We start from the raw sequence: 24,992 nt of genomic DNA, 5'->3' as shown, positions 1-24,992 counted from the left end.
ATGACATTGCTCCCGCGCCTGTTTGCGGTTCTGGTTGTTTCCTTTTCTGCCCTCACAGGCGTGGCCGCGGCCGCAGATCCGCGCCAACAGGGAGCTGCGCTGACCACGCAGTTCTACGAAGGGCACATCGACGCCCTGTGGGAACGGATGACGCCGCAGATGCGGGCGGGGCTGCAGTCTCCGCAGAACCTGGTGACGCTGCGCGAGCAGGTGCTGGCGGGTTGGGGCGCAGAAACCGAGCTGGTCAGTGAGAAGGTCGAGAAGGTTGATGGATTCGACACCTATCTGCGACAGGCGCGCTTCGCCAGGAGCCCGGCCATCATCCAGGTGCTGTGGGCCATCGATGCCGACGGGCGGATCGGCGGCTTCTACATCCGCCCGCTCCAGGCCACGCCGCCACAGGCCGCGGCGAGCGGGTTCCTCGACTACCAGACCCGCACACGGCTGCAACTGCCGTTCGAGGATGAGTACTTCGTATTCTGGGGCGGGCGTAGCGTCGAACAGAACTACCATGCGGCCCATGCCGGTCAGCGCTTCGCGCTGGATCTGCTGGTGGTCCGCGATGGCCGCTCGCACCGTGGCGATGGCCTGCGCAACGATGACTACTACTGCTTCGGTCGCCCGATCCTTGCGCCGGCTGACGGTACGGTGGTGGACGTGATCGAGGGTGTGGCCGACAACGTGCCGGGTCAGATGAATGCCGCCCAGCTCACCGGCAACCGCGTCATTCTCGATCACGGCAACGAGGAGTACTCGGTGCTGGCGCACCTTCGCCAGGGCAGCGTGCGCGTCGCGCAGGGGCAGGTTGTCCGCAGCGGCGCGCACCTCGGTGACTGTGGCAACAGCGGCAATTCCTCCGAACCGCACCTGCACTACCAGCTGCAGGCCGGGCCGGTGTTCGGTGTCGGCGAAGCGTTGCCGGCACAGTTCTCCGATTACATCGCCGATGGCCAGCCGGTTGCACGCGGCGAGCCGGTCAAAGGGCAGCGCATCCGGCCAGCGGGCGTTCCGCGGGCGAAGTAGCCAGCGCGTCCGACGAGGGCCGGCCGGGGCACCGCCTGGATGCTGCGCGTCGTTGCGGGGGGGGCGTGGACGCCGATGTCGGCAAAGTCATCACAGGACACGTGATGACCCAGTCAGGTGCGTGCAGGGCACGAGAAAGTTCCTTCACCTTCACAAACCCTCGACCCGAAAAGTCTCAGAACGAACATTTCATCTTGCTGAAAAGACGCTGAAAATCTTGTGGTGTCCGGTTTTGGTCATTAGCGTCATCTGCACGGCGGATCGTTAGGGGGATCCGCTGACTCGCCGGACTTCGAACCTCGCCAATGCAAGCCAGCCCATGGTTCGGGCCGGTGCTTCTGCCGATTCCGGCATTCACACCACAAGAAAGGGAAATACGATGTCCCAGGTAACGCAACCGCGTGTGCGTCGAGTGTGGGTGGTCCTTGGTGCGTCCGTTCTGTCATCGCTGCTGCTGGCCACGCCTGCGCTGGCCGGTGACGTCCAGCTCAGCGGCCTGCAGTCCGCGCAGACCCACCAGCGTTTCATCGTGAAGTACCGCGACGGCAGTGCCCCGGTGGCCAATACCACCGCACTGGCCTCTTCACTGAAGAGTGCCGCCGCCGGCCTGGCCAGCAGCCAGGGCCGCGCGCTGGGCCTGCAGCAGGTCCGCAAGTTGGCCGTCGGCCCGACCCTGGTCAAGACCGATCGTCCGCTCGACCAGGCCGAATCCGAGCAGCTGATGCGCAAGCTGGCCGCCGACCCGAACGTGGAATACGTCGAAGTCGACCAGATCATGCGCGCCACGCTGACCCCGAACGACACCCGCTTCAGCGAGCAATGGGGCTTCGGCACCTCCAATGCCGGCATCAACATCCGGCCGGCCTGGGACAAGGCCACCGGCACCGGCGTCATAGTCGCGGTGATCGATACCGGCATCACCAACCATGCCGATCTCAACGCCAACATCCTGCCCGGCTATGACTTCATCAGCGACGCCGCGATGGCGCGCGACGGCAACGGCCGCGACAACAACCCGAACGATGAAGGTGACTGGTACGGCGACAACGAGTGCCAGGCCGGCTATCCGGGTTCCAACTCCAGCTGGCACGGTACCCACGTCGCCGGCACGGTGGCGGCGGTGACCAACAACAGCACCGGCGTGGCCGGTACCGCGTTCAACGCAAAGGTCGTGCCGGTGCGTGTGCTCGGCAAGTGCGGCGGCTACACCTCCGACATCGCCGACGCGATTGTGTGGGCTTCCGGCGGCAGCGTCAGCGGCGTGCCGGCCAATGCCAATCCGGCCGAAGTGATCAACCTCTCGCTCGGCGGTGGCGGCAGCTGCTCGACCACCTACCAGAACGCGATCAATGGCGCTGTCGGCCGTGGCACCACCGTGGTGGTCGCAGCCGGCAACAGCAACACCAACGTGTCCTCGTCGGTGCCGGCCAACTGCCCGAACGTGATCGCGGTGGCAGCCACCACCTCGGCCGGTGCGCGTGCCAGCTTCTCCAATTATGGCAACGGCATCGACATCTCGGCACCGGGCCAGGGCATCCTGTCCACCCTCAACAGCGGCACCACCACCCCGGGCAGCGCCAGCTACGCTTCGTACAACGGCACCTCGATGGCGGCACCGCACGTTGCCGGCGTGGTCGCACTGATGCAGTCCGTTGCCCCGAGCCCGCTGAGCCCGGCGCAGGTGGAGAGCATCATCAAGAGCACTGCACGTCCGCTGCCGGGCGCCTGCTCGGGTGGTTGCGGCGCCGGCATCATCGACGCCGACGCGGCCGTGGCTGCGGCGATCAACGGCGGTGGTCCGAACCCGGGCGGCAACGTGCTGCAGAACAACGTCCCGGTCACCGGCCTGGGCGCTGCCAGTGGCGCCTCATTGAGCTACACGGTCAACGTTCCGGCTGGCAGCACCCAGCTGCGCGTGGCGATCAGTGGCGGCAGCGGTGATGCCGACCTGTACGTGCGCCAGGGCAGTGCCCCGACCGATACCGCGTATACCTGCCGTCCGTACCTGAGTGGCAACAGCGAGACCTGCACCATCAACAGTCCGGCCGCCGGCACCTGGTATGTGCGGGTGAAGGCCTACAGCACCTTCTCGGGCCTGACCCTCAACGCCCAGTACTGAGCCCAAGCCCCTCTCCATGGGCACGCCCCGGCTCCGGCCGGGGCGTTTTCTCTTTGGGTAGGTGCCGACCTTGGTCGGCACGCTGTTCCTCAAACCGATTCGAAGCGGTTCGCGGCCACGTTCTTGCGCACGTGCTGCGGATCGAAGATCCGGCCGTTCATCGCGATGTACACGCCGGTCGGCAGCGACTGCACTGCACCGATCGCACAGCCGATGTTGAACTCGGCATCCGACCCGCGGAAACGTGCCGGGCTCAGCGCACCGGTCATCACGATGGTCTTCTCCGGAATCGTCGCCAGCACCTGGCCGGTCTGCACCATCGAATCGGTGCCGTGGGTCACCAGCACGTGGCGGGTCGGCTGCGCGGCGATGGTGGCGCGGATCAGCTCGCGGTCCTCATCGTTGATGTGCAGCGAATCCTTGCGCAGGATCGGAATCACGTTGAAGCGGAACGTCACGCCCAGCTCGCGCAGGATCATGCCGATCTGGGGGTCGCCGATCTGGTAGTCCGACTTGTCGTCGAAGTAGATCTTGTCGATCGTGCCACCGGTGGTGACGACCAGGAGCTCTTCCATCATGTGCATGCGCGAAACCAGGACAGGTACAGCGGCGCGGGGCCAGGAACATAGATGATACGGCCCGGCGGCCGCAGCGTCAGCGTCGCTTGCCGAAGCGGGCGCGCAGCCCCGGGAGGCTGGCGCTGAAGATCACCAGCAGCGCCAGCGCGATCTCGATCAGCGCCAGCCAGCGCGTCTGCGGGTGGCTCCAGGCGCTCATCACGCCATGGCTGAACCAGCCCAGCGCCAGCACCGAGGCCCAGAAGCCAGCCTTGCGCCAGCCCAGGCGCAGCGCCACGGCCAGTGCCAGCGGGGGGGCGGTGAACACCAGCTGGGTGGCCAGCCAGTGCTTGTCATTGATGAACCAGCCGGCGAACAGCGCCGCCAGCCCCATCAGGGCCAGCAGCAGGACCGTGCGCGGCGGGCGGTTCATCGGGCCAACCGCTGTGCGATGTCAGCCACGCGGCGTCCCAGCGCGCGGGCCAGAACGGCCTCGTCGTCGGTCGGCTGCGGGTCATCGGCCGCGCCGGCCACATGGCTGGCGCCATAGGGCGTGCCACCACTGGTGGTATGGCTCAACGCCGGCTCGGTGAACGGGATGCCGACGATCACGCAGCCGTGGTGCAGCAGCGGTACCTGCATCGACAGCAGGGTCGATTCCTGGCCACCATGCATCGAGGCGGTGGAGGTGAACACGCCGGCCGGCTTGCCGGACAGAGTGCCGTTGACCCATTCGGCGCCCAGCCCATCCAGGAAGTGCTTCACCGGCGCGGCCATGTTGCCGAAGCGGGTCGGGCTGCCCAGCAGCAGGCCCTGGCATTCGACCAGGTCCTGAACGCTAACGTAGGGCGCGCCATCGTCGGGTACCGGCGGCTGCGCGGTCTGGGTGACGGCGGCCACCGGCGGCACCGTGCGCAGCCGCGCTGCCATGCCCGGAACCTCGCCGATGCCCCGCGCGATCTGGCGCGCCAGCCGTGCCACTGAACCGCCCCGGCTGTAGTACAGCACCAGAATCTCGCCCATCGTGACCGCTTCTCCTCGTCGTGTGGCCACCAGTATGGCTATCCTGCGACCATTCCGCATCGGGTACCCTTTCGCCGATGGAACCTTTGGATACGCTCAACCTGTGGATGGAGCGCGCGCGGGATCGCGCACGCGCCATCAGCTTCGGCCGCTTCCTGTGGCATCGCTTCCTCGACGACCGCCTGTTCCAGGCAGCGGCGGCGCTGGCCTACACCACGGTGTTCGCGCTGGTGCCGCTGGCGATCGTGGTGTTCGGCGTGCTCTCGGCCTTCCCCGTCTTCGACCGCTGGAGCGACCAGCTCAGCGATTACGTCTTCTCCAACTTCGTGCCCAACGCCGCGCGCGCCGCCGAGGGCTACCTGCGGCAGTTCTCGGCCAGTGCCGGCCAGCTCACCGCGGCCGGCTTCATCGCGCTGGTGGTGTCGCTGCTGATCACCCTCAACAGCGTTGAGGAGACCTTCAACCAGATCTGGCGCGTGGGCTCGACCCGGCCCAAGCTGACCCGCTTCCTGGTCTACTGGACCGTACTGACCTTGGGCGCGATGCTCGCCGCCGCCTCGCTGGCAGTGTCGGCGCGGGTCTTTGCGATGCCATTGTTCGGGACCCAGGAGGGCCGCTGGCTGGCCGACCTGGCGCTGCGGCTGGCGCCGATCCTGATCGAATTCGTCTGCATCACGCTGATGTTCCGGGTGGTGCCGCACCACACGGTCAAATGGCGGCATGCGGTGCCCGGTGCGATCCTCGCCGCCGTCATCCTGGAACTGGTGAAGTGGGGCATTGGTGCTTACCTGGGCAGCTTCCAGTCGTACCAGAAGCTCTATGGCACGGTGGCCTTCGTACCGATCCTGCTGCTGTGGATCTATCTGTGCTGGGTGGCGGTGCTGCTGGGCGCGTCGTTGTCCTCGTCGATGGCAGCGTTCCGGTACCAGCCGGTCGAGCTGCGCCTGCCGCAGGGCTACGAGTTCTACGGCCTGCTGCGCCTGCTGGGACGCTTCCACCATGCACGCGCGAAGGGCAAAGGCCTGGCCGACGACGAGATCCTGCGGCTGGAGCCGATGCTGACCGATTCGCTGCTGCAGGACCTGGCCTGCAACCTGCAGGAAATCGGCCTGCTGCGCCGTGATGAGCGCGGTGAATGGCTGCTCGCGCGCGATCTGGAGCAGGTCAGCCTGTCTGACCTGTACGAATGCACCCAGCTGCGCATTCCAGTGGCCGAGCAGCACCTGCCGTACCGCGACGACACCCTGGGCCGCGCCGCACTGGCGGCCCTGGACGACCTGCGACTGCCCCTGCGCGAGCGCCTCAAGCGCAAGGTCAGCGACATCTACACCGATTCTGGAGACGCACCATGACCCACAAGACCTCGTTGCCGCTGATGCTCCCGCTGGCCCTGCTGCTGGCGCTGTCGGCCTGCAAGCCGGCGCAGGAGCCGACCCCGGCCAGCAGCCAGCCGCCGGCACAGGCACCAACGCCGACCACGCCGGCGCCAGTGGATGAGACCCCGGCCGAGCGCATCACCGCCGAGTTCCCGACGTTGAAGATGAAGGCGGTGGACGGCAGTGATTACGATCTGGCCGCGCATCGTGGCAAGTGGGTGGTGGTGAATTTCTGGGCGACCTGGTGTGCACCGTGCCGCAAGGAGATGCCGGAGCTGTCGGCGTTGCATGCGATGCGCAGCAACATCGAAGTGGTTGGTCTGGCCTACGAGGACATCGAGGTGCCGGAGATGCAGTCGTTCCTGACCAAGCATCCGGTGACCTATCCGATTGTGATCGTGGATCCGTTCGATCCGCCGGCGGACTTCGCCACGCCGCGAGGCCTGCCGTTGACGCATCTGCTGGATCCGCAGGGCAAGCTGGCCCACACCTTCCTTGGCCCGGTGACCGCCGCCGACATCGAAAAGCAGATCGCGGCGGCCAAGTAGGTTGCGTATCGGCAGGGCTGCGCCCTGCACTCGCCGAAACATTCAAGCAACGGCAACAGCAACAGCCAAAGCGCGATTTCCGTGTGGTGGCGGGGCGGTGTCGGAGTGCGGGGACGCCGCAAGTACGTCCATGTAGGCTTGGCAGCCGCATCCATGCGGCTGACACCCCGCACTCCGACACCGCCCCGCCTACCCACAGGTAACCCGCTTCTGCTTCGGCTGTTGCTGTTGCCTTGGTTCGTAGCAGGTGCAGGGCCGCAGGCCCTGCCGACCCACCCTAATCTTCGACCGGGAAGTCCTCGATCGGCTTCAGTACATCGTAGTGCTCGCGATGCAGCTTGCCCTTCAGCTTCGGCAGCTCCGGCAACGGTGCATCCACCCGGGTGTCCGGCAACCGGTCGAGCAGGTTGCGTACCAGGGTCAGCCGCCCCAGCCGCTGGTCGTTGAAATCCACCAGCGTCCACGGCGCATCCGCGCGATGGGTGGCACGCAGCATCGCCTCGCGCGCTTCGGTGTACGCGCTGTACTTGCTGCGTGATTTCAGATCCACCGGTGACAGCTTCCAGCCCTTCAGTGGATCGACATGGCGCTCGGCGAAGCGCTTCTCCTGCTGCTCCTGATCCACGCACAGCCAGTACTTGAACAGCAGGATGCCGTCATCCACCAGCAGTTGTTCGAACACCGGCGCCTGGCGCAGGAACTGCTGGTACTCGGCCTCGCTGCAATACCCCATCACTCGTTCGACGCCGGCGCGGTTGTACCAGCTGCGATCCATCAGCACGATCTCGCCGGCCGCCGGAAGATGCGAGGCATAACGCTGGAAGTACCACTGCGTGGCTTCGCGGTCGGTAGGCTTGGGCAGCGCCACCACCCGGCACTGGCGTGGGTTGAGGTGCTGGCTGATGGCCTGGATCGCGCCGCCCTTGCCTGCGGTGTCGCGGCCTTCGAACAGCACCAGCAGGCGCTGCCCGCTGTGCTGCACCCAGCGCGCCATCGCGGTCAGCTCCAGCTGCAGTGGCTGCAGCAGTTCGTCGTATTCCTTGCGCTTGAGCTTGGCCATCGTCACACCCTGCGGGGAGGAAGCCCGAGCGTAGCGCAGGGATCGCTCAGGCGATGTCGAGGCTCTGCCACCCATGCTCGCCGGCCAGCCGCTGCAGCAGCGCTGAAAGGTCGTGGGCAAATCCGGCCATGTCGAACAGGCCGCTGCCTTCGCGTGCCTGTGCCAGTTCTGCGCGCAACGCCGCCAGTGCCGCCGGGTCATTGCCCAGCGTGCTGGCGGTAGTGATGAACGCTGCATCGTCGGCGACATTCATCCGTGCCAGCCCCAGATGGTGGTTGAGGCTGCCGGCCACGCGCGAGGCGAAGGTCTCGCCGGGGCAGGTCAGCACCGGGCAGCCGGCCCATAGTGCGTCCGATGCTGTGGTGTGCGCGTTGTACGGGTTGGTGTCCAGGAACAGATCGGCCAGCTGATAACGTGCAAGGTACTGCGGATGCGGCAGCTTGGCCATGAACACCAGGCGTGCCGGGTCCAGGCCAGCGGCCTGTGCGGTGCTGCGCAGGCGGGCATCGGCCTGACCGGGCCCGGACAGCAGCCACAGCACGCTGCCGGGTACCGCCTGCAGCACGGCGAAGGCGCGGCCCATGCTGCGCGGATTGAGCTTGTAGCTGTTGTTGAAGCAGCAGAACACCACGCCGTGCTCGGGCAGGCCGCAGTCCGCACGCGTCGGCGCGGCTTCCAGCGCACGCGTGTTGTCCGAGGGCTGGAACGCACGCGGCAGGCGCAGCACGCGTTCGCTGTAATGCGGTTCCAGCGATGGTGGTAGCGCGAAGTCATCGCCAATCACCACATCCATCCACGGCGCACCCGATGTGCCGGGGTAGGCCAGCCAGTTCAGCTGCAGCGGGGCAGGACGCATCGCCAGCACTTCCGGCGTACCGCCGCCGCCCCAACCACGCAGGTCGAACAACAGGTCGATGCCCTGCGCGCGGATGCGGGTGGCGATGTCGGCATGGCGCAGGCCGGCCACGTCGTGCAGATGCGTCGCCGCCTGCAGGCGCTGGCGGATGCGGCTGCCGTCGTCGCGGTTCAGTGCGAACAGATGCAGTTGCAGCGCCGGGTCAAGGCGCAGTTGCTCCAACAGGGCTACAGTCAGCAGCCCGGTGGGATGGGCGCCAAAACCATTGGAAAGGAAACCGACGCGCAAGGGGCCGTGCCCGCGCGCCTTTACGGCAGGAAGGGGACGCACCCCCGAAGCAACCACCGCAGCACGTGCACGCGCACAGGCCAGCTGTTCGGCGGCGCTGGCGTCCTCGCTGAGGAAGGCGAACGGTTCGACAACACCCTGTCCGGAGGCCAACGCACCGCGCACCTGTGCGGCCAGCGCGTCCACGTCCTGCCAGTCGCACAGGCGGCGCTGCCAGGCCAGCCGCTGGGCGGCGATGTAGGGCTCGGCCGGCATCAGGGTGTGCGCGCGCCGATAGGCGGCCGATGCGCCCTCGGCATCATCGGCATCTTCCAGCGCGTGGCCCAGCCACAGCGCGATGCCTGGATGCTGCGGTGCCAGCGCCGAGGCTTGGCCGAGCAGCGTCGCGGCGTCGGTATGTGCGCCGGCCATCCACGCCACGCGGCCCAATCGCGCCAGCGCTTCGGGATGGTTCGGACGCAGCTGCAACGCGCGGCGCGCGGCCTGTTCGCCAGCAGCGATGTCGCCGGCTTCCAGTTCCAGGTCGGCCAGCATCACCCAGGCGACAAAGTCGCCGGGCTGGCGAGCGATCGCCTGTTGCAGTTGTTGCCGCTGCTGCCAGGCCGTCATCGTGCTCAGCTCGCCGACAGCTGGGCCAGGGCGTCGACCTGGTGTTCGTGGCTGAGCCGCTGCAGCAGCGGATCGAGATCGCCGGCGAGGATGTTCGGCAGGTCATACAGGGTCAGGCCTTCCACGCGGTGGTCGGTGATCCGGCCCTGCGGGAAGTTGTAGGTACGGATGCGCTGGCTGCGGTCGCCACTGCCGACCTGCAGGCGCCGCGACTCGGCCTGTGCCGCATCCTGGCGCTGGCGCTCGGCGTCCAGCAGCTGCGCCTTCAGGCGTTTCATCGCCTTGTCGCGGTTGGCGTGTTGGCTGCGTTCGGTCTGGCATTCCACCACCACGCCGGTTGGCACGTGGGTGATGCGGATGGCCGACTCGGTCTTGTTGACGTGCTGGCCACCGGCGCCGGACGAGCGGAACGTATCCACCCTCAGGTCCGCCGGATTGATGACGATGTCATCGACTTCATCGGCCTCGGGAATGATCGCCACGGTCGCCGCCGAGGTGTGGATGCGGCCCTGCGATTCAGTGGCCGGTACACGCTGCACGCGATGCGTGCCCGATTCGAACTTCAGGCGCGAGAACGCGCCACGGCCGACCACGCGCGCCACCACTTCCTTGTAGCCGCCATGTTCGCCGGGGTTGTCCGATTCGATCTCGACCTTCCAGCCCTGGCGTTCGGCATAGCGGGCGTACATGCGGAACAGGTCGCCGGCGAAGATCGCTGCTTCGTCGCCACCGGTACCGGCACGCACTTCCAGGAACAGGTTGCCTTCGTCGCGTGGGTCGCGCGGCACCAGCAGCAGTGCCAGTTCCTGTTCCAGCTCCTGCAGGCGGGCTTGGGCGGCGGCGATCTCCTCGTCGGCCAGTTCGCGCAGGTCGGGGTCGGCACGCATGCCTTCGGCCGCGGCCAGGTCGGCCTCGGCACGGGCTTCATCGGCGAGGGCGGTGGCGATCGGCTCAAGTTGGGCGAATTCGCGCGAAAGGTCGCGGAAACGGGTGTTGTCGGCGACCACATCGGGTTCGGCGAGCAGGCGTTCCAGTTCTTCGCGGCGCTCGGCCAGCGCTTCCAGCTTACGGCGCAGGGTCGGCGTCATCGGGTCTCACGGGTGGGTGGCGGTAACCCGGCGTGGCCGGGAACAGGCGCTCGGCGGCGCGGGTCAGGTCGGCGTCGCCACTCAGCGCGGCCGCGCGCAGCGCAGCGGTCGGCGGATGCAGCAGGCGGTTGGTCAGGCCATGGGCGAGCAGTTCCAGCACTTCGTCAGCCGGCTTGCCGTTGGCCAGCTGCTGGCGCGCGCGCTCCAGCAGTTCGGTGCGGGTGGCCTCGCCGAACGCGCGCAGCTGCCGCAATGGCGCCTGGTGGGCGCTGGCCTGCTGGGTCTCGACGAAGCGCGACACCTGCAGGTCGATGATCGCCTCGGCCTCGGCGGCGGCCTCGCGGCGGCCACGGCGGTTGTCTTCCACCGCCCGCTCGAGATCGTCCACGGTGTACAGGAAGGCATCGTTGAGCGTGGCGACCTCGGCTTCGATGTCGCGCGGCACGGCCAGGTCGAACAGCAGCATCGGCTTGTGCCGGCGCGTGCGCAGCGCCTTGGCCACCATCTCGCGATGGATCACCGGCTCGCGTGCGGCAGTGGCCGAGAACACCACGTCGGCCTCGCTCAGGTGGCGGTCCAGTTCGGTCAGCGGCAGGGCCACACCGCCGTGGCGGCTGGCCAGCTCCTGCGCATGGGCGAGGGTACGGTTGGCGATCAGCAGCCGCCGCACCTTGCCTTCACTCAGGTGGCGTGCAGCCAGCTCGATGGTCTCGCCGGCGCCGACCAGCAGCACGGTGGAATCGTCCAGGCGCGCGAACGCGTTCTGCGCCAGTCGCACTGCGGCCGATGCCACAGATACGGGGTTGGCGCCCACCTGGGTGTCGGTGCGTGCGCGCTTGGCCACCGAGAAGGTCTGCTGGAACAACCGATCCAGGCGCTGGCCAAGCAGGCCATGATCGCGCGCGGTAGACCAGGCATCCTTCACCTGTCCGAGGATCTGCGGTTCGCCCAGTACCATCGAGTCCAGCCCGGTGGCGACCCGGAACAGGTGGCGTACCGCTTCGGCATCGGCATGTTGGTACAGGTAGCCCTGCAGGTCGCCGGCCTGGGTGTGCAGCCATTGGTCCAGCGCCTGTGCCGAGTCGGCCACCGCGTACAGCTCGGTGCGGTTGCAGGTAGACAGCAGCACCGCCTCGGCGATCTGCGGGGTATCGCGCAGCGAACCGAGCGCGCGCGGCAACGCCTCACCGGCGAAGGCCGCGCGTTCGCGCAGTTCCACCGGTGCGGTCTGGTGATTCAGTCCGAGCACCCACAGGGTCATTGTTCAGTTGCTTGCGATAAGCTGCTGGCCATTGGACGACATTTTAAGGCCCCGATGCCGACGATGCCCGCATTGATTCGCATCCCCAGTGTTCTGCTGCTGTCCCTGGCCTGCGGCCAGGCCCTGGCGGCGGTGCCGGCCAAGGCCCCCGTGCGGGCCCCGGCCACTGAGGAACTGGCGCTGGAACCGGTGATGGCCGGTGAATTCGCGCTGCAGGCCGGCAAGCTGGCCGAGGCTGCGCGCTGGTACCTGCAGGCCGCCCAGCAGACCGACGGCGACGCCGGCCTGGCCGAGCGTGCGACCCGTATTTCCATGCTTGCCAACGATGATGCCAGCGCGGCCAAGGGCTTGGCCCTGTGGCAACAGCGGGCGCCGCGCTCGCTGACCATGCGCAGCGCCGCCGGCGCGCTGGCCATGCGCCAGGGCGACGTGAAGGCGGCCCGCAGCGAACTGCAGGCGCTGCTGGCCGACCCTGACGAGCGTGGCTGGAAGTTCGCCCTTGCGGCCTTGATCGGGGGCGGCCGCGACCCGGCGGTGCCGGCGCAGGTGCTGGGCGAGCTGGTCGACGCCAACGCTATTCCGTCGAAGATCGAGGCCTGGCAGGAGTTCGGTCGTCTCGCCCTGCGCATGGACAAGCCCGAGCTGGCGCGGCGCATGATCGATGAAGTGGTCAAGCGCTTCCCCGAGGAGCCGCGCGTGGCGCTGCTGCGCGCCAGCCAGCTGCAGCAGGCTGGCGAGACCGGCAAGGCGCTGTCGCTGCTGCAGGACGTCGAACCGAAAACCCGCCAGGACCCGGAACTGCGTAACGCGGTGGCCATCGCCTACGACAGCCTTGGCCAGCCGTCGGCCGCCGAGCGTGTGCTGGCGTTCGGGCCGCAGGACGTGCAGACCTGGGGCATGCGCGCTTCGCTGCTGGCCAAGCAGGGCGACAAAGCCGCGCTGTCCAACCTGTACAACGAACTGTCGCGGCAGGCGGCCAAGCCGGACCCGGCGCAGCGCCTGCTGCTGGGCAAGATCGCCGAGTATCTGAAGCGTTATCCCGAGGCGGTGCAGTGGTACCACAGCGTGCCCGGTGGCGATGAGCTGAGCGAAGCGCGCCTGCGCGCGGCCAACGCCCAGGCCCTGGCCGGGCGCCTGCCACTGGCGCTGGATGAAGTGCATGCGATCCAGTCAGATGCGGTGGTCGACGACGACGTGCGCCGCGACGCCTACCTGCTGGAAGCCGAGCTGCGCCAGCGCGCCGACGACAGTGCCGGTGAACTGGATGCGCTGGCCCGCGGTCTGGCAGCGTACCCGGATGACAACGGCCTGCTGTACGCCCGTGCGCTCACCTGGGAGCGCCGTGACGATATCCCGCGTGCCGAGGCCGACCTGCGCAAGATCCTGGTGACCGACCCGGAAAACGTGCCGGCCCTCAACGCGCTCGGCTACACCCTGGCCGACCGTACCGGTCGCCTGCAGGAAGCGTTGGAGCTGATCGACCGCGCCCGCGTCGCCGAGCCGGACAACGCGGCCATCGTCGACAGCTACGGCTGGGTGCTGTATCGCCTGGGCCGCAAGGAAGAGGCGCTGGTGCAGCTGCGCCGTGCCTGGACCCTGGCCAAGGACCCGGAGATCGCTTCCCATGTCGGCGAAGTGCTGTGGGTGCTGGGCAAGCACGATGAGGCCCGCCATTTCTTCGAAGAGGCGGCCAAGCTCGACCCTGAAAACCGCGCGCTGCTGCGCGCCCGCGAGAAATTCAATCCATGAGTGTTTCCCTGATCCGGCCGCTGCTGTTGGCGGTCGCGACCGTGGCGGTCACCGCCTGCACCACCGTGGGCACGCAGAAGACCCCGGCGCCTGCCGTAGTCGAGACGGTGTCGGCTGAAGCTGCGCAGGCCGAGACCGTGCGCGTGGCCGCCCTGCATGCGCAGCCGGACTGGGCCTTCCAGGGCCGGGTCGCGGTCAGCAAGGGCAAGGATGGCGGCAGTGGCCGCATCGACTGGAAGCAGGACGGCCGCCGCTATGTGGTCGAATTGAGCGCGCCGGTGACCCGGCAGAGCTGGAAGCTGACCGGCGATACCCATTCCGAGGCCGGCCGCCTGGAAGGGCTGGCCGGTGGCACCCGTGACGGTGAGGACGCCCAGCAGCTGCTGCTCGAGGCGACCGGCTGGGACATTCCGGTCAACCAGCTGCCGGAGTGGATCCGTGGCCTGGTGGCCGGCGATGCTGCCGGTCCGGAGAAGGTCGAGCGCGACGGTGAAGGCCGGCCGCGCCGCATGCAGCAGATGGGCTGGCAGGTGCAGTACCTGGAATGGTACCCCGCCGAGGCCGGGCGCCCGGCGCTGCCGCGCCGGATCGAGGCCAGCAATGGCGATGCCAAGGTGCGCCTGCTGGTGGACCAGTGGGGGCAGGGCGCGCCATGAGCGGGGCAGTCGACGATGCGGGCTGGTCCTGGTGGCCGGCCCCGGCCAAGCTGAACCTGTTCCTGCACATCATCGGCCGTCGTGCCGACGGTTACCACGAGCTGCAGACCGTGTTCCGCCTGCTGGACTGGGGGGATCGCATTGGCCTGCGCCTGCGTGAAGACGGCCAGGTTCGCCGTGAAGGCGAGGGCCTGGCCGGCGTTTCCGAGGCCGATGATCTGGCAGTACGTGCCGCACGCCTGCTTAAAGATGTGGCGAATGTCGCGCAAGGTGCGGACATAATCGTTGAAAAACATGTTTCTGCGGGTGGTGGTTTTGGCGGCGGTTCGTCCGATGCCGCCACCGTGCTGGTGGTACTGAACCGGCTCTGGCAGGCCGGTCTGGACGAAGACGCGCTGGCCGCGCTGGGGCTGCGCCTGGGTGCCGACGTGCCGGTATTCGTGCGTGGCCACAATGCCTGGGCCGAAGGGGTCGGTGAGCGCTTGCAGCCGATCACGCTGGCGCCGGCCTGGTATGTCATCGCCGAACCTGGGGTTCATGTCCCCACCCCGGCGCTGTTTGCTGATCCGGATTTGACGCGCGACTGCCCACAGGCGAAAATAGACGACTTCGCTTCCGGCGTTCTGGTCGGGAACGTGTTCGAGCCGGTGCTGCGCCGCCGCGAGCCTGCCGTAGAGGCGGTGCTTGCCGCGTTGAGCGGTATTGGCAGGGCACGTTTGACCGGATCCGGAAGTGGTTGTTTCGTCGAGTTCGATTCGCAGGCTGCCGCAGAGCAGGGGCGAGCGGAGTTGCCGAAGGAGTTGCGGGCAAGGGTGGCCGCGGGCGTTGCACGTTCGCCACTGCTGGATGCACTCGAGCAACACTGATTCATCAATGCAGGGGCGTCGCCAAGAGGCCCAAGGCACCAGGTTTTGATCCTGGCATTCGGAGGTTCGAATCCTCCCGCCCCTGCCAATGCGGCTGTGTCCGCGCCATCCAGCGCATCGACCGCGCGGGACGTGGAAACAACCGCGGTGTTGTAAGCAGCAGGGGCCGAAGCGGTCCTTGCCGCTACCGGATCCCCGCCACTCGTCCCCGCCCGAGACAATCATGATGCAAGAGTCCCCGAACCTGCTGGTCTTTTCCGGCAACGCCAACAAACGTCTGGCGCAGAACATCTGCAAGGAACTGGGAGTACGCCCGGGCAAGGCGCTGGTCTCGCACTTCTCCGATGGTGAAGTGCAGGTGGAAATCGAAGAGAACGTCCGCAAGCAGGACGTGTTCGTGATCCAGCCGACCTGTGCGCCGAGCGCGGAAAACCTGATGGAACTGCTGGTGCTGATCGACGCGCTGAAGCGCGCATCGGTGGCCAGCGTGACCGCCGTGGTGCCGTACTTCGGCTACTCGCGCCAGGATCGCCGCATGCGTTCCTCGCGCGTGCCGATCACCGCCAAGCTGGCCGCAAAGATGTTCAGCACCGCTGGCGCTGACCGCGTGCTGACCGTTGACCTGCACGCCGACCAGATCCAGGGCTTCTTCGATATCCCGGTGGACAACGTGTATGCGTCCCCGCTGCTGCTGGCCGACATCTGGCGCGCCTACGGCACCGAGAACCTGATCGTGGTGTCGCCGGACGTGGGTGGCGTGGTCCGCGCCCGTGCGGTGGCCAAGCGTCTGGATGACGCCGACCTGGCGATCATCGACAAGCGCCGCCCGCGCGCCAACGTCTCCACCGTGATGAACATCATCGGTGACGTCGAAGGCAAGACCTGCGTGATGGTCGATGACATCGTCGATACCGCCGGCACCCTGTGCGCCGCTGCCGCTGCCCTGAAGGCGCGCGGTGCGCTCAAGGTCGCCGCCTACTGCACCCACGCGGTGCTGTCGGGCCCGGCGGTGGACAACATCACCAATTCCCAGCTCGACGAGCTGGTGGTGACCGACACCATCCCGCTGAAGGACGCAGCGCGGGTGTGCAGCAAGATCCGCCAGCTGAGCGTGGCGGAAATGCTGGCCGAGACGATGCGCCGCATCGCCTTCGGTGAGTCGGTCAGCTCGCTGTACGTCGACTGACTTTTCGTCCCCGCCGGCAACGGCAGGGACACACCGGGCGCTTCTGGTCGCGGAAGCGCCTTCAACCGCCAAGCCGCAAGGCAAGGCAACAACCTGAGTAGTCGAAAATGTCGAAGACCCATGAAATCAAGGTCACCAAGCGTGAACTGCAGCGTAAGGGTGCGAGCCGCCGCCTGCGTCACGCTGGTGTGATCCCGGCGATCGTGTACGGCGGCAACGCCGAGCCGGTCGCCATCAGCCTGGACCACAACGAAATCTGGCTGGCCCAGCAGAACGAGTGGTTCTATGCCTCGATCCTGGACCTGAACCTGGACGGCCAGGTGCAGAAGGTGCTGCTGCGTGACATGCAGCGCCATCCGTACAAGCAGCTGATCATGCACCTGGACTTCCTGCGCGTGAACGAGAACGAGAAGCTGACCGCTTCGGTTCCGCTGCACTTCATCAACGAAGACACCTCGCCGGCTGGCAAGGCTGCCGACGTCGTGGTCGCCCACGAACTGAAGGAAGTGACCATCAGCTGCCTGCCGAAGGACCTGCCGGAGTCGATTGAAGTCGACCTGGCCGACCTGAACGCTGGCGACGTGGTGTACCTGTCCAACATCAAGCTGCCGAAGGGCGTGGAAATCCCGGCGCTGGCGCTGGGCAAGGACCACGACGACGCCATCGTCACTGCCAAGCACGGCAAGCAGGATGCTGCCGACGCTGAAGAAGCAGCGGCCGAGTAATACCCCGCGGCGCCTGTCCTTCGGGGCAGGCGCCGTATCTGGATGGAACGATGGCAGGATTGCGACTGATCGTCGGTCTGGGCAACCCCGGATCGGAGCACGCCCGGACCCGGCACAATGCCGGGTTTCATTTCGTTGAGGCCCTGGCGGAAAAAGCCGGTGCACGATGGAATGTGGACAGCAAGCTGTTCGGTGAGACCGCCAAGGTCGAGATCGCCGGGCAGACGGTGTGGCTGCTCAAGCCTGCCACCTTCATGAACCTCAGTGGCAAGTCGGTCACCGCCGCACAGCGGTTCTGGAAGATCGAGCCGGAAGAAACCCTGCTGGCACACGACGAACTGGACCTGGCGCCCGGCGTGGCGCGGTTGAAGTTCGACGGCGGCCACGGCGGCCAGAACGGCCTGCGCGACACCATCCGCCTGCTCGGCCACGGCAAGTTCCACCGCCTGCGCGTGGGCATCGGCCATCCCGGCCACAAGGACCGCGTGGTGGGCTGGGTGCTGGGACGCCCTTCCAAGGACGATGAAGTACTGATTTCGCGCGCCATCGACGATGCGATCGACGTGTTGCCGCTGGCGGTGCAGGGCGATTTCAGCGAAGCGATGAAGCGCCTGCACACTCCGAAATAACCGGTGGGTACCGACCGGTGGTCGGCAACGGGCATCAATCGGCCCCGGTAGTTGCCAACCTTGGTTGGCAGATGTTGAACACCGAGATGGATTGGCCAAGCAGCGCGCGCGCTGTTTCACCAATCACTTTCACCCCAGAGAGCTGTCACCCATGGGTATCAAATGCGGCATCGTCGGCCTGCCCAACGTCGGCAAGTCGACCCTGTTCAATGCGCTGACCAAGGCGGGTATCGCCGCGGCGAACTTCCCGTTCTGCACCATCGAGCCGAACGTCGGCATCGTGCCGGTGCCGGATCCGCGCCTGAACGAGCTGGCAGCGATCATCAACCCGCAGAAGGTCATCCCGACCGCGGTCGAGTTCGTCGACATCGCCGGCCTGGTGGCCGGTGCCGCCAGCGGTGAAGGCCTGGGCAACAAGTTCCTGGCACACATCCGTGAAGTCGATGCGATCACCCACGTGGTGCGCTGCTTCGAGAACGCCGACGTCATCCACGTCAACAACAAGGTCGACCCGATCTCGGACATCGAAACCATCGATACCGAACTGGCGCTGGCCGACCTGGACAGTGTCGAGAAGGCGCTGAACCGTGCCGAGCGCGCGGCCAAGGGCGGTGACAAGGACGCAGCGGCGCGCAAGCCGGTGCTGGCCAAGCTGCAGGCTGCGCTGTCGGACGGCAAGTCCGGCCGTTCGGTTGGCCTGGACGAGGAAGAGAGGGCGCTGGTGCGCGACCTGTTCCTGCTGACCCTGAAGCCGGTGATGTACATCGCCAACGTGCTGGAAGACGGGTTCGAGAACAACCCGCACCTGGACGCCGTGCGCGCGCATGCCGCCGCCGAAGGCGCGCAGGTGGTGCCGGTGTCGGCCGCAATCGAAGAAGAGCTGTCCCAGCTCGATGACGAAGACCGCGATACCTTCCTGGCCGATCTGGGCCTGAGCGAGCCGGGCCTGAACCGCGTGATCAACGCGGCCTACAGCCTGCTCGGCCTGCAGACCTACTTCACCGCTGGCGTGAAGGAAGTCCGCGCGTGGACCGTGCGCAAGGGTGCCACCGCCCCGCAGGCTGCCGCGGTCATTCACACCGACTTCGAGAAGGGCTTCATCCGCGCCGAAACCATCGCGTATGACGACTTCATCAAGTACAAGGGCGAAGCCGGTGCCAAGGAAGCTGGTCGCCTGCGCCTGGAAGGCAAGGAATACCGTGTGCAGGAAGGCGACATCCTGCACTTCCGCTTCAACGTCTGATCCAGCTGCATCGGATCGACCCCGGACGCCCCGCCTTGTGCGGGGCGTTCGCGTTTCCGGAGATGGACAAAAAAACACCACGTTGCGAAACGCTTGCTGTGTGATGCTCGCCGGCACTTGTCCACAGCAAACTCCCATCGCTTTCCACGTCGGATGTGGAAAACCGTGGGTCGGATCCCTTTCCACGGGAAAGGGCTCCGACCCCGATCAGTGCAGTCGGACCGTGGACAAAATTTCACCGCGCTTCGAAACGCCTGCGCCGCAATGCTCGCGCCCACTTGTCCACACCAAGTTCCCATCGCTCTCCACGTGTGGTGTGGAAAACCCGCGTGGCCCGCTCTGGTAGTCGCCCACCTTGGTGGGCGCGTGGCAGATCAGTGCCCACCAAGGTGGGCATCTACCAGAGCCAGGTTCCCAAACAACAAGGCCCGCCAATGGCGGGCCTTGTCGTCCCCGTTCTGCAATGCGGCATGCCTTACAGCGCGCTACCGCCGAACTTGTGGGTGTACTGCAGGTTGATCGTGCGGCCGATGCTGTCGAACCAGGACACGTCGTAGTACGGGTACGCCGTGTACGTGGCGTCCTTCGGCGGCATCTTGTTGAACACGTTGACCACCGACAGCGACAGGCGCGAATGATCGTCGAAGCGGTACTGCAGCGACGCGTTGTAGCGGTAGGTCGCCTTGATGTACGGGCTGTCACCGCTGTCCCACTTGAACACCTGGTCGTAGCTGTCCGAGGTCGGCAGCTTGCCCAGGCGCGAACCGTAGACCGTGGCCGACCATGCAGCCTTCTCCCAGGTCACGCTCAGGCTGGTCTTGGTGCGCGGGATGTCGAAGTTGCTGTTGACCGCGAACTGGTCCTGGATCGGATCACCGGGGTAGCGCTGGAAATCGTGCTTCTTCACCCAGGTGTGGGTGCCGTTGAGGATGAAATCACCGATGCCGGTCTGCAGGCGGTAGCGCAGGCCGACGTCGATGCCGGAGGTCGATTCGCGGGCGACGTTGATCGGGGCGACGCGCACGCCGTACAGGCGGCCATCACTGGTGCGGGTGATGCGGTCGAGCGCGTCCACGCAGGTCGGCGAATTGATGTCGACGCTGCCGAGGCGGCAGTTCGCTTCGCTGGCCAGGATCGTGCGCACGTCCATGTCCTGCACCTGCTTGCGCATGTCGATGTCGAACCAATCCAGCGACAGGTCCAGGCCGATCGCCGGCGACCAGACCAGGCCCGCACTCCACGAGGTGCTGGTTTCCGGGTCGAGCTGGCGGTTGCCGGTGCGGCTGCGGATCAGGTTGCGCTCGTAGTCGGAACAGTCGGTGGCGCCGTCGGCGCGGCAGCTGTACAGGTCCTCGGCGCTGGTCTCGTCATTGCCCGGGCCGGCGAATACATAGTGCAGGTCCGGCGCGCGGAAGGCAGTGCCGTATGAACCGCGCACCAGCAGGGTGTCGATCGGGCGCCATTCCAGGCCGCCACTCCAGGTCGCCTTGCCGATGGTGTTGCCGGAATAGCGGTACTGGTCGTAGCGACCGGCCACGCTCAGGTTGACCGTCTCGTGCAGCGGCATGCGCAGCTCGGCGGCGGTGGCCCAGCGGTTGCGTGAGCCCTTGCCGTCCGAATCCTTCCAGCTGTAGTAGTAGTACTGGGTGGCCAGCGGATCGGGGTTCAGCGAATACGCCTGCTGGCCCACTTCCACGGTCGCGGCGAAACCAGCGTCGCCGCCCGGCAGGCCGAACAGTGCGGAGTTGGTCACAGTGAAGGCAGCCGTCTCGGTGCGCGACTTCGGGGTGTAGGTGGTGCGTGCGGCGATCGAATCGTACTCGGCGCGGGTCAGCGGCCGGTACAGGCGTGACGGGTCGGCGTTGTAGATCGGGAAGCCGTCATCGTCCACGCCCAGCTGCGGGCCCAGGAACAGGTCATTGGCCTTGGCGGCGATGATCTGCGCCCAGCTGATCCTCGACTGGTACTGCGAGTGGCTCAGGGCCGCTTCGTAGTCCCAGTTGCCGGCCAGATTGCCCTTGAAGCCGGTGGTCACGCTGAGGGTCTTTTGCGTGCTGCGTACCATCGCATTGCGCAGGCCGCCCATTTCTTCAGGCGAGAACTGGCGCTGCCAGAACTCGACCTCGCCGGTGGCCTGGTTGTTGAAGTAGCCCGACTCATCGCCAGTGGCATCCATGCGGCCCCACTTGGTGACGTCGCGCATCAGCGACATCGTGTGGTAGCCCAGCTGCACATCGGCGAACCACTGCTGGCCGTTGTCGAAGTCGTAGCTCAGCGAGGCGTAGCCATTGGCGCCGCGGCGCTTGCTGAGGATGGTGCCGTAGCCGATCGAGCTGTCGCTGCCGCAGTAGTAACCGTACTTCGGCCGATAGGCACGGTAGGTGCTGCCTTGGTTCTGCCCGGCCAGCGCTTCGCAGGTGGCCGCGCCCGGGTCCAGGTAGTCGTCGTTGTAGTCGGTGCGCAGATATGCGCGGCGGGCGATGCGCGAGCCTTCGGTGGGGCCGTCCTGGGTCGAATCCTGGATGTCGCGCTCGTAGGCCCACAGCGGGGTCTGCGATTGCAGCTCAACGCTGTACACCGCATTGAAGTTGCCGTGGCTGAAGCCGCTGGCGATGCTCACGTCGAACGACTCGCCACCGCCTTCGCTGGTGGTGCCCATGCGCATGTCGACGGTGGTGCCGTCGGCCTTCTTCTTCAGGATGAAGTTGACCACGCCGGCGATTGCATCCGAGCCGTAGATGGCCGAGGCGCTGCCGGTCAGCACTTCGATGCGTTCGATCATCCCCAGCGGGATGTTGGAGACGTCGGTGAAGTTGCTGCGGCCCTTGAACGGCATCGGGAAATCGGCGATGCGGCGGCCGTTGACCAGCACCAGGGTGTGGTTCGGGCCCAGGCCGCGCAGGTCCACCTGCTGGGCGCCCGGCGAGAAGTCGGCGCCACTGGACGACTGCTGGCTCTGCGTCTCGCCGCCGTTCTGGGTCATCGACCGCAGTACGTCGGGCACGGTGGTGAAGCCGCTGGAGCGGATCTGCTCGGCGCTGATCACCGTGATCGGGGCGGGGCCTTCAACCTGGGCGCGCGGAATGCGCGAACCGGTGACCTGCACCGCGTCCAGCTGTTGAACCGGAGAGGAAGCCGGAGCCTGGGCCGCCGCGGAAGCAGCCACGCCCATCAACGCCAGCTGGATCGACCACGCCATCGCCTTTCTACGCATGAGGAATTCTCAGAAATGAAGCCGGCCCGCAGAGGTGGGGCCCTGTCCCCCATTCAGATTTCTGGAATGGGCGCGCGCATTTAACGCCTTTTTTATGTCCTTGACTACTGGGTTCCTATCTGGCAAAGAGTGAAAACGCTTGCAAGTCGATTTTGTTCAGGGAGATCAAGATGCGACGCCTCCACAGAACCCTGCACGGCCCCTTTTCCTGGCTGGCGCTGCTGGTCCTGGCCTGGCCGCTGGCGGCGCCTGCGCAGGACCTGCGGGGCCCCGGTTTCGCCTATTACGAAGTCGGTGATCTGGAAGCCCCCCGGCCTGGTCCGCGCGCGCCAGCGATGATGCTGATGGGGGGCGGCGAGTGGGTGCCCGAGGCCTTCCAGTGGTGGCTGAAGCAGGCCGGCAACGGCCGTGTGCTGATCCTGCGCGCGTCGGGCAGCGATGAGTTGCAGGACCGCCTGTACCGGGACATCGGCGGCACCACCGCCGTGCAGACCCTGGTCTTCGACAATCGCCGTGGCGCCGACGATCCGGCGGTACTGCGCGTGGTCGCCGCGGCCGACGCCATCTTCATTGCCGGCGGCGACCAGTCGCGCTACATCCGCTTCTGGAAAGGCACCGCGCTCAACCGCGCACTCAATGCCCACGTGCGCGCCGGCAAGCCGATTGCCGGCACCAGCGCCGGGCTGGCGATCCTGGGCGGCTATGCCTATGGCGCGTTGGATGGCGGCAGCGTCACCTCCGCCGGTGCGCTGGCCGACCCGAAGGGCAGCGCGGTGACCATGGACAGCGGCTTCCTGCAGATGCCCTATCTGCAGCGCGTGGTCACCGATACCCACTTCGACAAGCGCGACCGCCTCGGCCGCCTGATCGTGTTCGTCGCCCGCGCCGTACAGGACAGTGGCGACCCGGACATCGTCGGCATCGGCGTCGATGAAGACACCGCCCTGTGCGTGGAGCCGGATGGCCAGGCGCAGGTCTACAGCGCTGATGGCGAAGGCAAGGTCTGGGTGGTCAGCCCCGGCCGTGATGCCGATCGCCTGGTCGAAGGCGAGCCGCTGCGCTTCCACGCCGTGCCGGTGACCGTGGTCGCCAGCGGCAGCCGCATGCGCCTGGACGACTTCCAGGCCGAGGCCGGCTATCAGGCGGTGGCCGACATCAGCGACGGCGAGATTGAGTTCACGCTTCGGTAGTGCCGGCCGCTGGCCGGCAACTCACTTCCCTGATACGCCCCTTGCCGGCCAGCGGCCGGCACTACCTTGCAATCCATTCCCTCGTTCTGCTGGAGACGTACCCGATGAAACTGCGCCTGGCGCTGTCCGCACTGTTGTCCCTGCCCATGCTTGCCCAGGCCGCGCCGGCCACCTCACCGCTGCTGGTCATCCACGGTGGCGCCGGTGTCGAGCGCAAGGACCTGTCGCCGGCCGAGGAAAAGGCTGCGCGTGACGCGCTGCGGGCGGCCCTGTTGAAGGGGCATGCGGAGCTGGCCGCCGGCCGTCCGGCGCTGGCAGCGGTCACCGCAGCGATCACCGTGCTGGAGGACGATCCGACCTTCAACGCCGGCAAGGGCGCGGTGTTCACCCACGATGGCCACAACGAGCTGGACGCGGCGGTGATGGATGGCGCGACCCAGGCCGCTGGTGCGGTGGCCGGCGTGCAGCGGGTGCGCAATCCGATCCTGCTGGCACAGACGGTGATGCAGAAGTCCCGGCACGTGATGATGGTCGGGCAGGGCGCCGAGTCCTTCGCGGTGGAGCAGGGCATGACCCTGGTCGATCCCTCGTACTTCCGGACCGACAAGCGCTGGCAGCAGCTACAGCGGGCACTGAAGGAAGAGGCCAGCGGCCAGGCGCATGCCGACCTGGAGACCGCAAAGCACTTTGGTACCGTCGGCGCGGTTGCGCTGGATGCGCAGGGCCATCTCGCCGCCGGCACCTCCACCGGTGGCATGACCAACAAGCGCTACGGCCGTGTCGGCGACTCGCCGATCATTGGTGCCGGTACCTGGGCCGATGCCCGCTGTGCGGTGTCCGGTACCGGTTGGGGCGAGTACTACATCCGTACCGCGGCCGCGCACGAGATCTGCGCGCGCATGCGCTACCAGGGGCAGACGCCGGAGCAGGCCGGCAAGGGCGTGATCAACGAAACGATTCCGCAGATGGGTGGCGACGGTGGTGCCATCGTGCTGGCCGCAGACGGGAAAATGGCGGCGCCGTTCAACACCCAGGGCATGTACCGCGGCTGGATCGGGTCGGACGGAATCCCCCATGTCGCAATTTTCGCCAGCGAGTCCCTGGCAGTGCCCGCGCAATAGCCTTGCGTATCAATGGCTTTGCGACGCATGTGAAAAAAAGTGAAAAAAAGCGTTGACAGGTCTCCGCTTCATCTCCAGAATTGCGGGCTCACCACCACACACCGCAACGCTTCGGCGGCACGGAATGGGGTGGTAAGGAGGGATACCCAAGCGGCCAACGGGGGCAGACTGTAAATCTGCTGGCTTACGCCTTCGGTGGTTCGAATCCACCTCCCTCCACCAGTTTCACGTTGTGACATTCCCGGCGCGGGAGTAGTTCAATGGTAGAACCTCAGCCTTCCAAGCTGATGGTGCGGGTTCGATTCCCGTCTCCCGCTCCATTGAATGAACTTTGAATATTATCGAGTTCATGTCATAATGCAAAACTCGGCTCACGTAGCTCAGTCGGTAGAGCACTTCCTTGGTAAGGAAGAGGTCGAAGGTTCGATTCCTTTCGTGAGCACCATCTTAAGCACCACCTCTCAGACGAATTCGAGATAAGCAGCCATGGCCAAGGGTAAGTTCGAGCGCACCAAGCCGCACGTCAATGTCGGCACCATCGGTCACGTCGACCACGGCAAGACCACGCTGACCGCCGCACTGACCAAGATCGGTGCCGAGCGCTT

At 66.6% G+C, this 24,992-nt stretch carries 22 protein-coding genes and 4 tRNA genes; 18 read left to right on the top strand and 8 right to left on the bottom strand.

Annotation, left to right across the window (positions count from 1 at the left end; translation table 11 throughout):
* Window positions 1–1,023 (top strand): M23 family metallopeptidase, encoded by a 1,023-nt coding sequence (locus AC07M7_RS02570; RefSeq protein WP_337303135.1) that lies wholly within the window; start codon window positions 1–3, stop codon window positions 1,021–1,023.
* 379 nt (window positions 1,024–1,402) lie between these two features.
* Complete coding sequence (locus tag AC07M7_RS02565) at window positions 1,403–3,142, top strand: S8 family peptidase (protein ID WP_495206664.1); 1,740 nt, start codon at window positions 1,403–1,405, stop codon at window positions 3,140–3,142.
* A gap of 89 nt (window positions 3,143–3,231) precedes the next feature.
* Here AC07M7_RS02565 and AC07M7_RS02560 read toward each other — a convergent pair whose 3' ends face one another.
* The 3 genes from AC07M7_RS02560 to wrbA form a co-directional block, all read right to left on the bottom strand.
* A complete protein-coding gene (locus AC07M7_RS02560; RefSeq protein ID WP_046985220.1) occupies window positions 3,232–3,717 on the bottom strand; it encodes an asparaginase domain-containing protein in 486 nt (161 codons plus the stop codon).
* Between the two features lie 79 nt (window positions 3,718–3,796).
* Entirely contained in the window at window positions 3,797–4,132 is a 336-nt protein-coding gene (locus AC07M7_RS02555) for a DUF2069 domain-containing protein (RefSeq protein WP_046985221.1), read from the bottom strand.
* Window positions 4,129–4,722: an NAD(P)H:quinone oxidoreductase gene (gene wrbA, locus AC07M7_RS02550; protein ID WP_046985222.1), complete on the bottom strand. Its 594-nt coding sequence runs from the start codon at window positions 4,720–4,722 to the stop codon at window positions 4,129–4,131. The genes AC07M7_RS02555 and wrbA overlap by 4 nt, the downstream gene beginning before the upstream one ends.
* Before the next feature lie 77 nt (window positions 4,723–4,799).
* On the opposite strand from wrbA, the gene AC07M7_RS02545 reads away from it, so the two are divergent.
* Both AC07M7_RS02545 and AC07M7_RS02540 read left to right on the top strand, forming a co-directional pair.
* A complete protein-coding gene (locus AC07M7_RS02545) occupies window positions 4,800–6,074 on the top strand; it encodes a YihY family inner membrane protein (protein ID WP_046985223.1) in 1,275 nt (424 codons plus the stop codon).
* A complete protein-coding gene (locus AC07M7_RS02540; RefSeq protein WP_253078074.1) occupies window positions 6,071–6,646 on the top strand; it encodes a TlpA family protein disulfide reductase in 576 nt (191 codons plus the stop codon). Before AC07M7_RS02545 ends, AC07M7_RS02540 begins: the two co-directional genes overlap by 4 nt.
* Window positions 6,647–6,923: 277 nt before the next feature.
* Here AC07M7_RS02540 and ppk2 read toward each other — a convergent pair whose 3' ends face one another.
* From ppk2 to hemA, 4 genes are read right to left on the bottom strand one after another with little or no spacing between them, the layout of a single operon-like run.
* Window positions 6,924–7,706 (bottom strand): polyphosphate kinase 2, encoded by a 783-nt coding sequence (gene ppk2 / locus AC07M7_RS02535; protein WP_065722832.1) that lies wholly within the window; start codon window positions 7,704–7,706, stop codon window positions 6,924–6,926.
* A gap of 46 nt (window positions 7,707–7,752) precedes the next feature.
* Window positions 7,753–9,459 carry an O-linked N-acetylglucosamine transferase, SPINDLY family protein gene (locus AC07M7_RS02530; RefSeq protein ID WP_495206663.1) on the bottom strand — a complete coding sequence of 569 codons (1,707 nt, stop codon included), beginning with the start codon at window positions 9,457–9,459 and terminating at the stop codon, window positions 7,753–7,755.
* 5 nt (window positions 9,460–9,464) lie between these two features.
* Window positions 9,465–10,547, bottom strand: coding sequence for a peptide chain release factor 1 (gene prfA / locus AC07M7_RS02525; protein ID WP_495206662.1), 1,083 nt, complete (start codon window positions 10,545–10,547; stop codon window positions 9,465–9,467).
* The gene (hemA, locus tag AC07M7_RS02520) at window positions 10,525–11,808 is read right to left on the bottom strand and encodes a glutamyl-tRNA reductase (RefSeq protein WP_046983103.1); all 1,284 of its coding nucleotides are present in this window, start codon (window positions 11,806–11,808) and stop codon (window positions 10,525–10,527) included. The genes prfA and hemA overlap by 23 nt, the downstream gene beginning before the upstream one ends.
* A 63-nt stretch (window positions 11,809–11,871) precedes the next feature.
* On the opposite strand from hemA, the gene AC07M7_RS02515 reads away from it, so the two are divergent.
* The 8 genes from AC07M7_RS02515 (at window position 11,872) to ychF (ending at window position 18,862) form a co-directional block, all read left to right on the top strand.
* Window positions 11,872–13,557 (top strand): tetratricopeptide repeat protein, encoded by a 1,686-nt coding sequence (locus tag AC07M7_RS02515; protein WP_253079247.1) that lies wholly within the window; start codon window positions 11,872–11,874, stop codon window positions 13,555–13,557.
* Entirely contained in the window at window positions 13,554–14,213 is a 660-nt protein-coding gene (gene lolB / locus AC07M7_RS02510) for a lipoprotein insertase outer membrane protein LolB (protein WP_046983101.1), read from the top strand. Before AC07M7_RS02515 ends, lolB begins: the two co-directional genes overlap by 4 nt.
* A complete protein-coding gene (gene ispE, locus AC07M7_RS02505) occupies window positions 14,210–15,079 on the top strand; it encodes a 4-(cytidine 5'-diphospho)-2-C-methyl-D-erythritol kinase (RefSeq protein ID WP_495206834.1) in 870 nt (289 codons plus the stop codon). Before lolB ends, ispE begins: the two co-directional genes overlap by 4 nt.
* Before the next feature lie 11 nt (window positions 15,080–15,090).
* A tRNA-Gln gene (locus AC07M7_RS02500) sits at window positions 15,091–15,167 on the top strand.
* 138 nt (window positions 15,168–15,305) lie between these two features.
* Window positions 15,306–16,265, top strand: a complete 960-nt coding sequence (locus tag AC07M7_RS02495; RefSeq protein ID WP_005415400.1) for a ribose-phosphate diphosphokinase — start codon at window positions 15,306–15,308, stop codon at window positions 16,263–16,265.
* 107 nt (window positions 16,266–16,372) lie between these two features.
* Complete coding sequence (locus AC07M7_RS02490) at window positions 16,373–16,990, top strand: 50S ribosomal protein L25/general stress protein Ctc (protein WP_046983099.1); 618 nt, start codon at window positions 16,373–16,375, stop codon at window positions 16,988–16,990.
* Window positions 16,991–17,040: 50 nt separating this feature from the next.
* Window positions 17,041–17,619: an aminoacyl-tRNA hydrolase gene (gene pth, locus AC07M7_RS02485; protein WP_004144977.1), complete on the top strand. Its 579-nt coding sequence runs from the start codon at window positions 17,041–17,043 to the stop codon at window positions 17,617–17,619.
* Window positions 17,620–17,770: 151 nt separating this feature from the next.
* Window positions 17,771–18,862, top strand: a complete 1,092-nt coding sequence (gene ychF / locus AC07M7_RS02480) for a redox-regulated ATPase YchF (protein ID WP_046983098.1) — start codon at window positions 17,771–17,773, stop codon at window positions 18,860–18,862.
* A 475-nt stretch (window positions 18,863–19,337) separates the two neighbouring features.
* On the opposite strand, the gene AC07M7_RS02475 is transcribed toward ychF, so the two are convergent.
* Window positions 19,338–22,076, bottom strand: coding sequence for a TonB-dependent receptor plug domain-containing protein (locus tag AC07M7_RS02475; RefSeq protein ID WP_430767068.1), 2,739 nt, complete (start codon window positions 22,074–22,076; stop codon window positions 19,338–19,340).
* A gap of 170 nt (window positions 22,077–22,246) precedes the next feature.
* On the opposite strand from AC07M7_RS02475, the gene AC07M7_RS02470 reads away from it, so the two are divergent.
* The 6 genes from AC07M7_RS02470 to AC07M7_RS02445 form a co-directional block, all read left to right on the top strand.
* Entirely contained in the window at window positions 22,247–23,266 is a 1,020-nt protein-coding gene (locus AC07M7_RS02470) for a cyanophycinase (RefSeq protein WP_495206661.1), read from the top strand.
* Window positions 23,267–23,370: 104 nt separating this feature from the next.
* A complete protein-coding gene (locus tag AC07M7_RS02465) occupies window positions 23,371–24,387 on the top strand; it encodes an isoaspartyl peptidase/L-asparaginase family protein (RefSeq protein WP_046983096.1) in 1,017 nt (338 codons plus the stop codon).
* A 136-nt stretch (window positions 24,388–24,523) separates the two neighbouring features.
* Window positions 24,524–24,609, top strand: a tRNA-Tyr gene (locus AC07M7_RS02460).
* A gap of 24 nt (window positions 24,610–24,633) precedes the next feature.
* A tRNA-Gly gene (locus AC07M7_RS02455) sits at window positions 24,634–24,707 on the top strand.
* A gap of 49 nt (window positions 24,708–24,756) precedes the next feature.
* A tRNA-Thr gene (locus AC07M7_RS02450) sits at window positions 24,757–24,832 on the top strand.
* Between the two features lie 41 nt (window positions 24,833–24,873).
* Window positions 24,874–24,992: GTP-binding protein (locus tag AC07M7_RS02445; protein ID WP_049420184.1), on the top strand; the 119-nt coding region annotated here is incomplete at its 3' end.

The organism is Stenotrophomonas sp. GW821-FHT09E08 (assembly GCF_059416125.1).
This window is presented reverse-complemented; position numbering and strand designations above follow the sequence as displayed.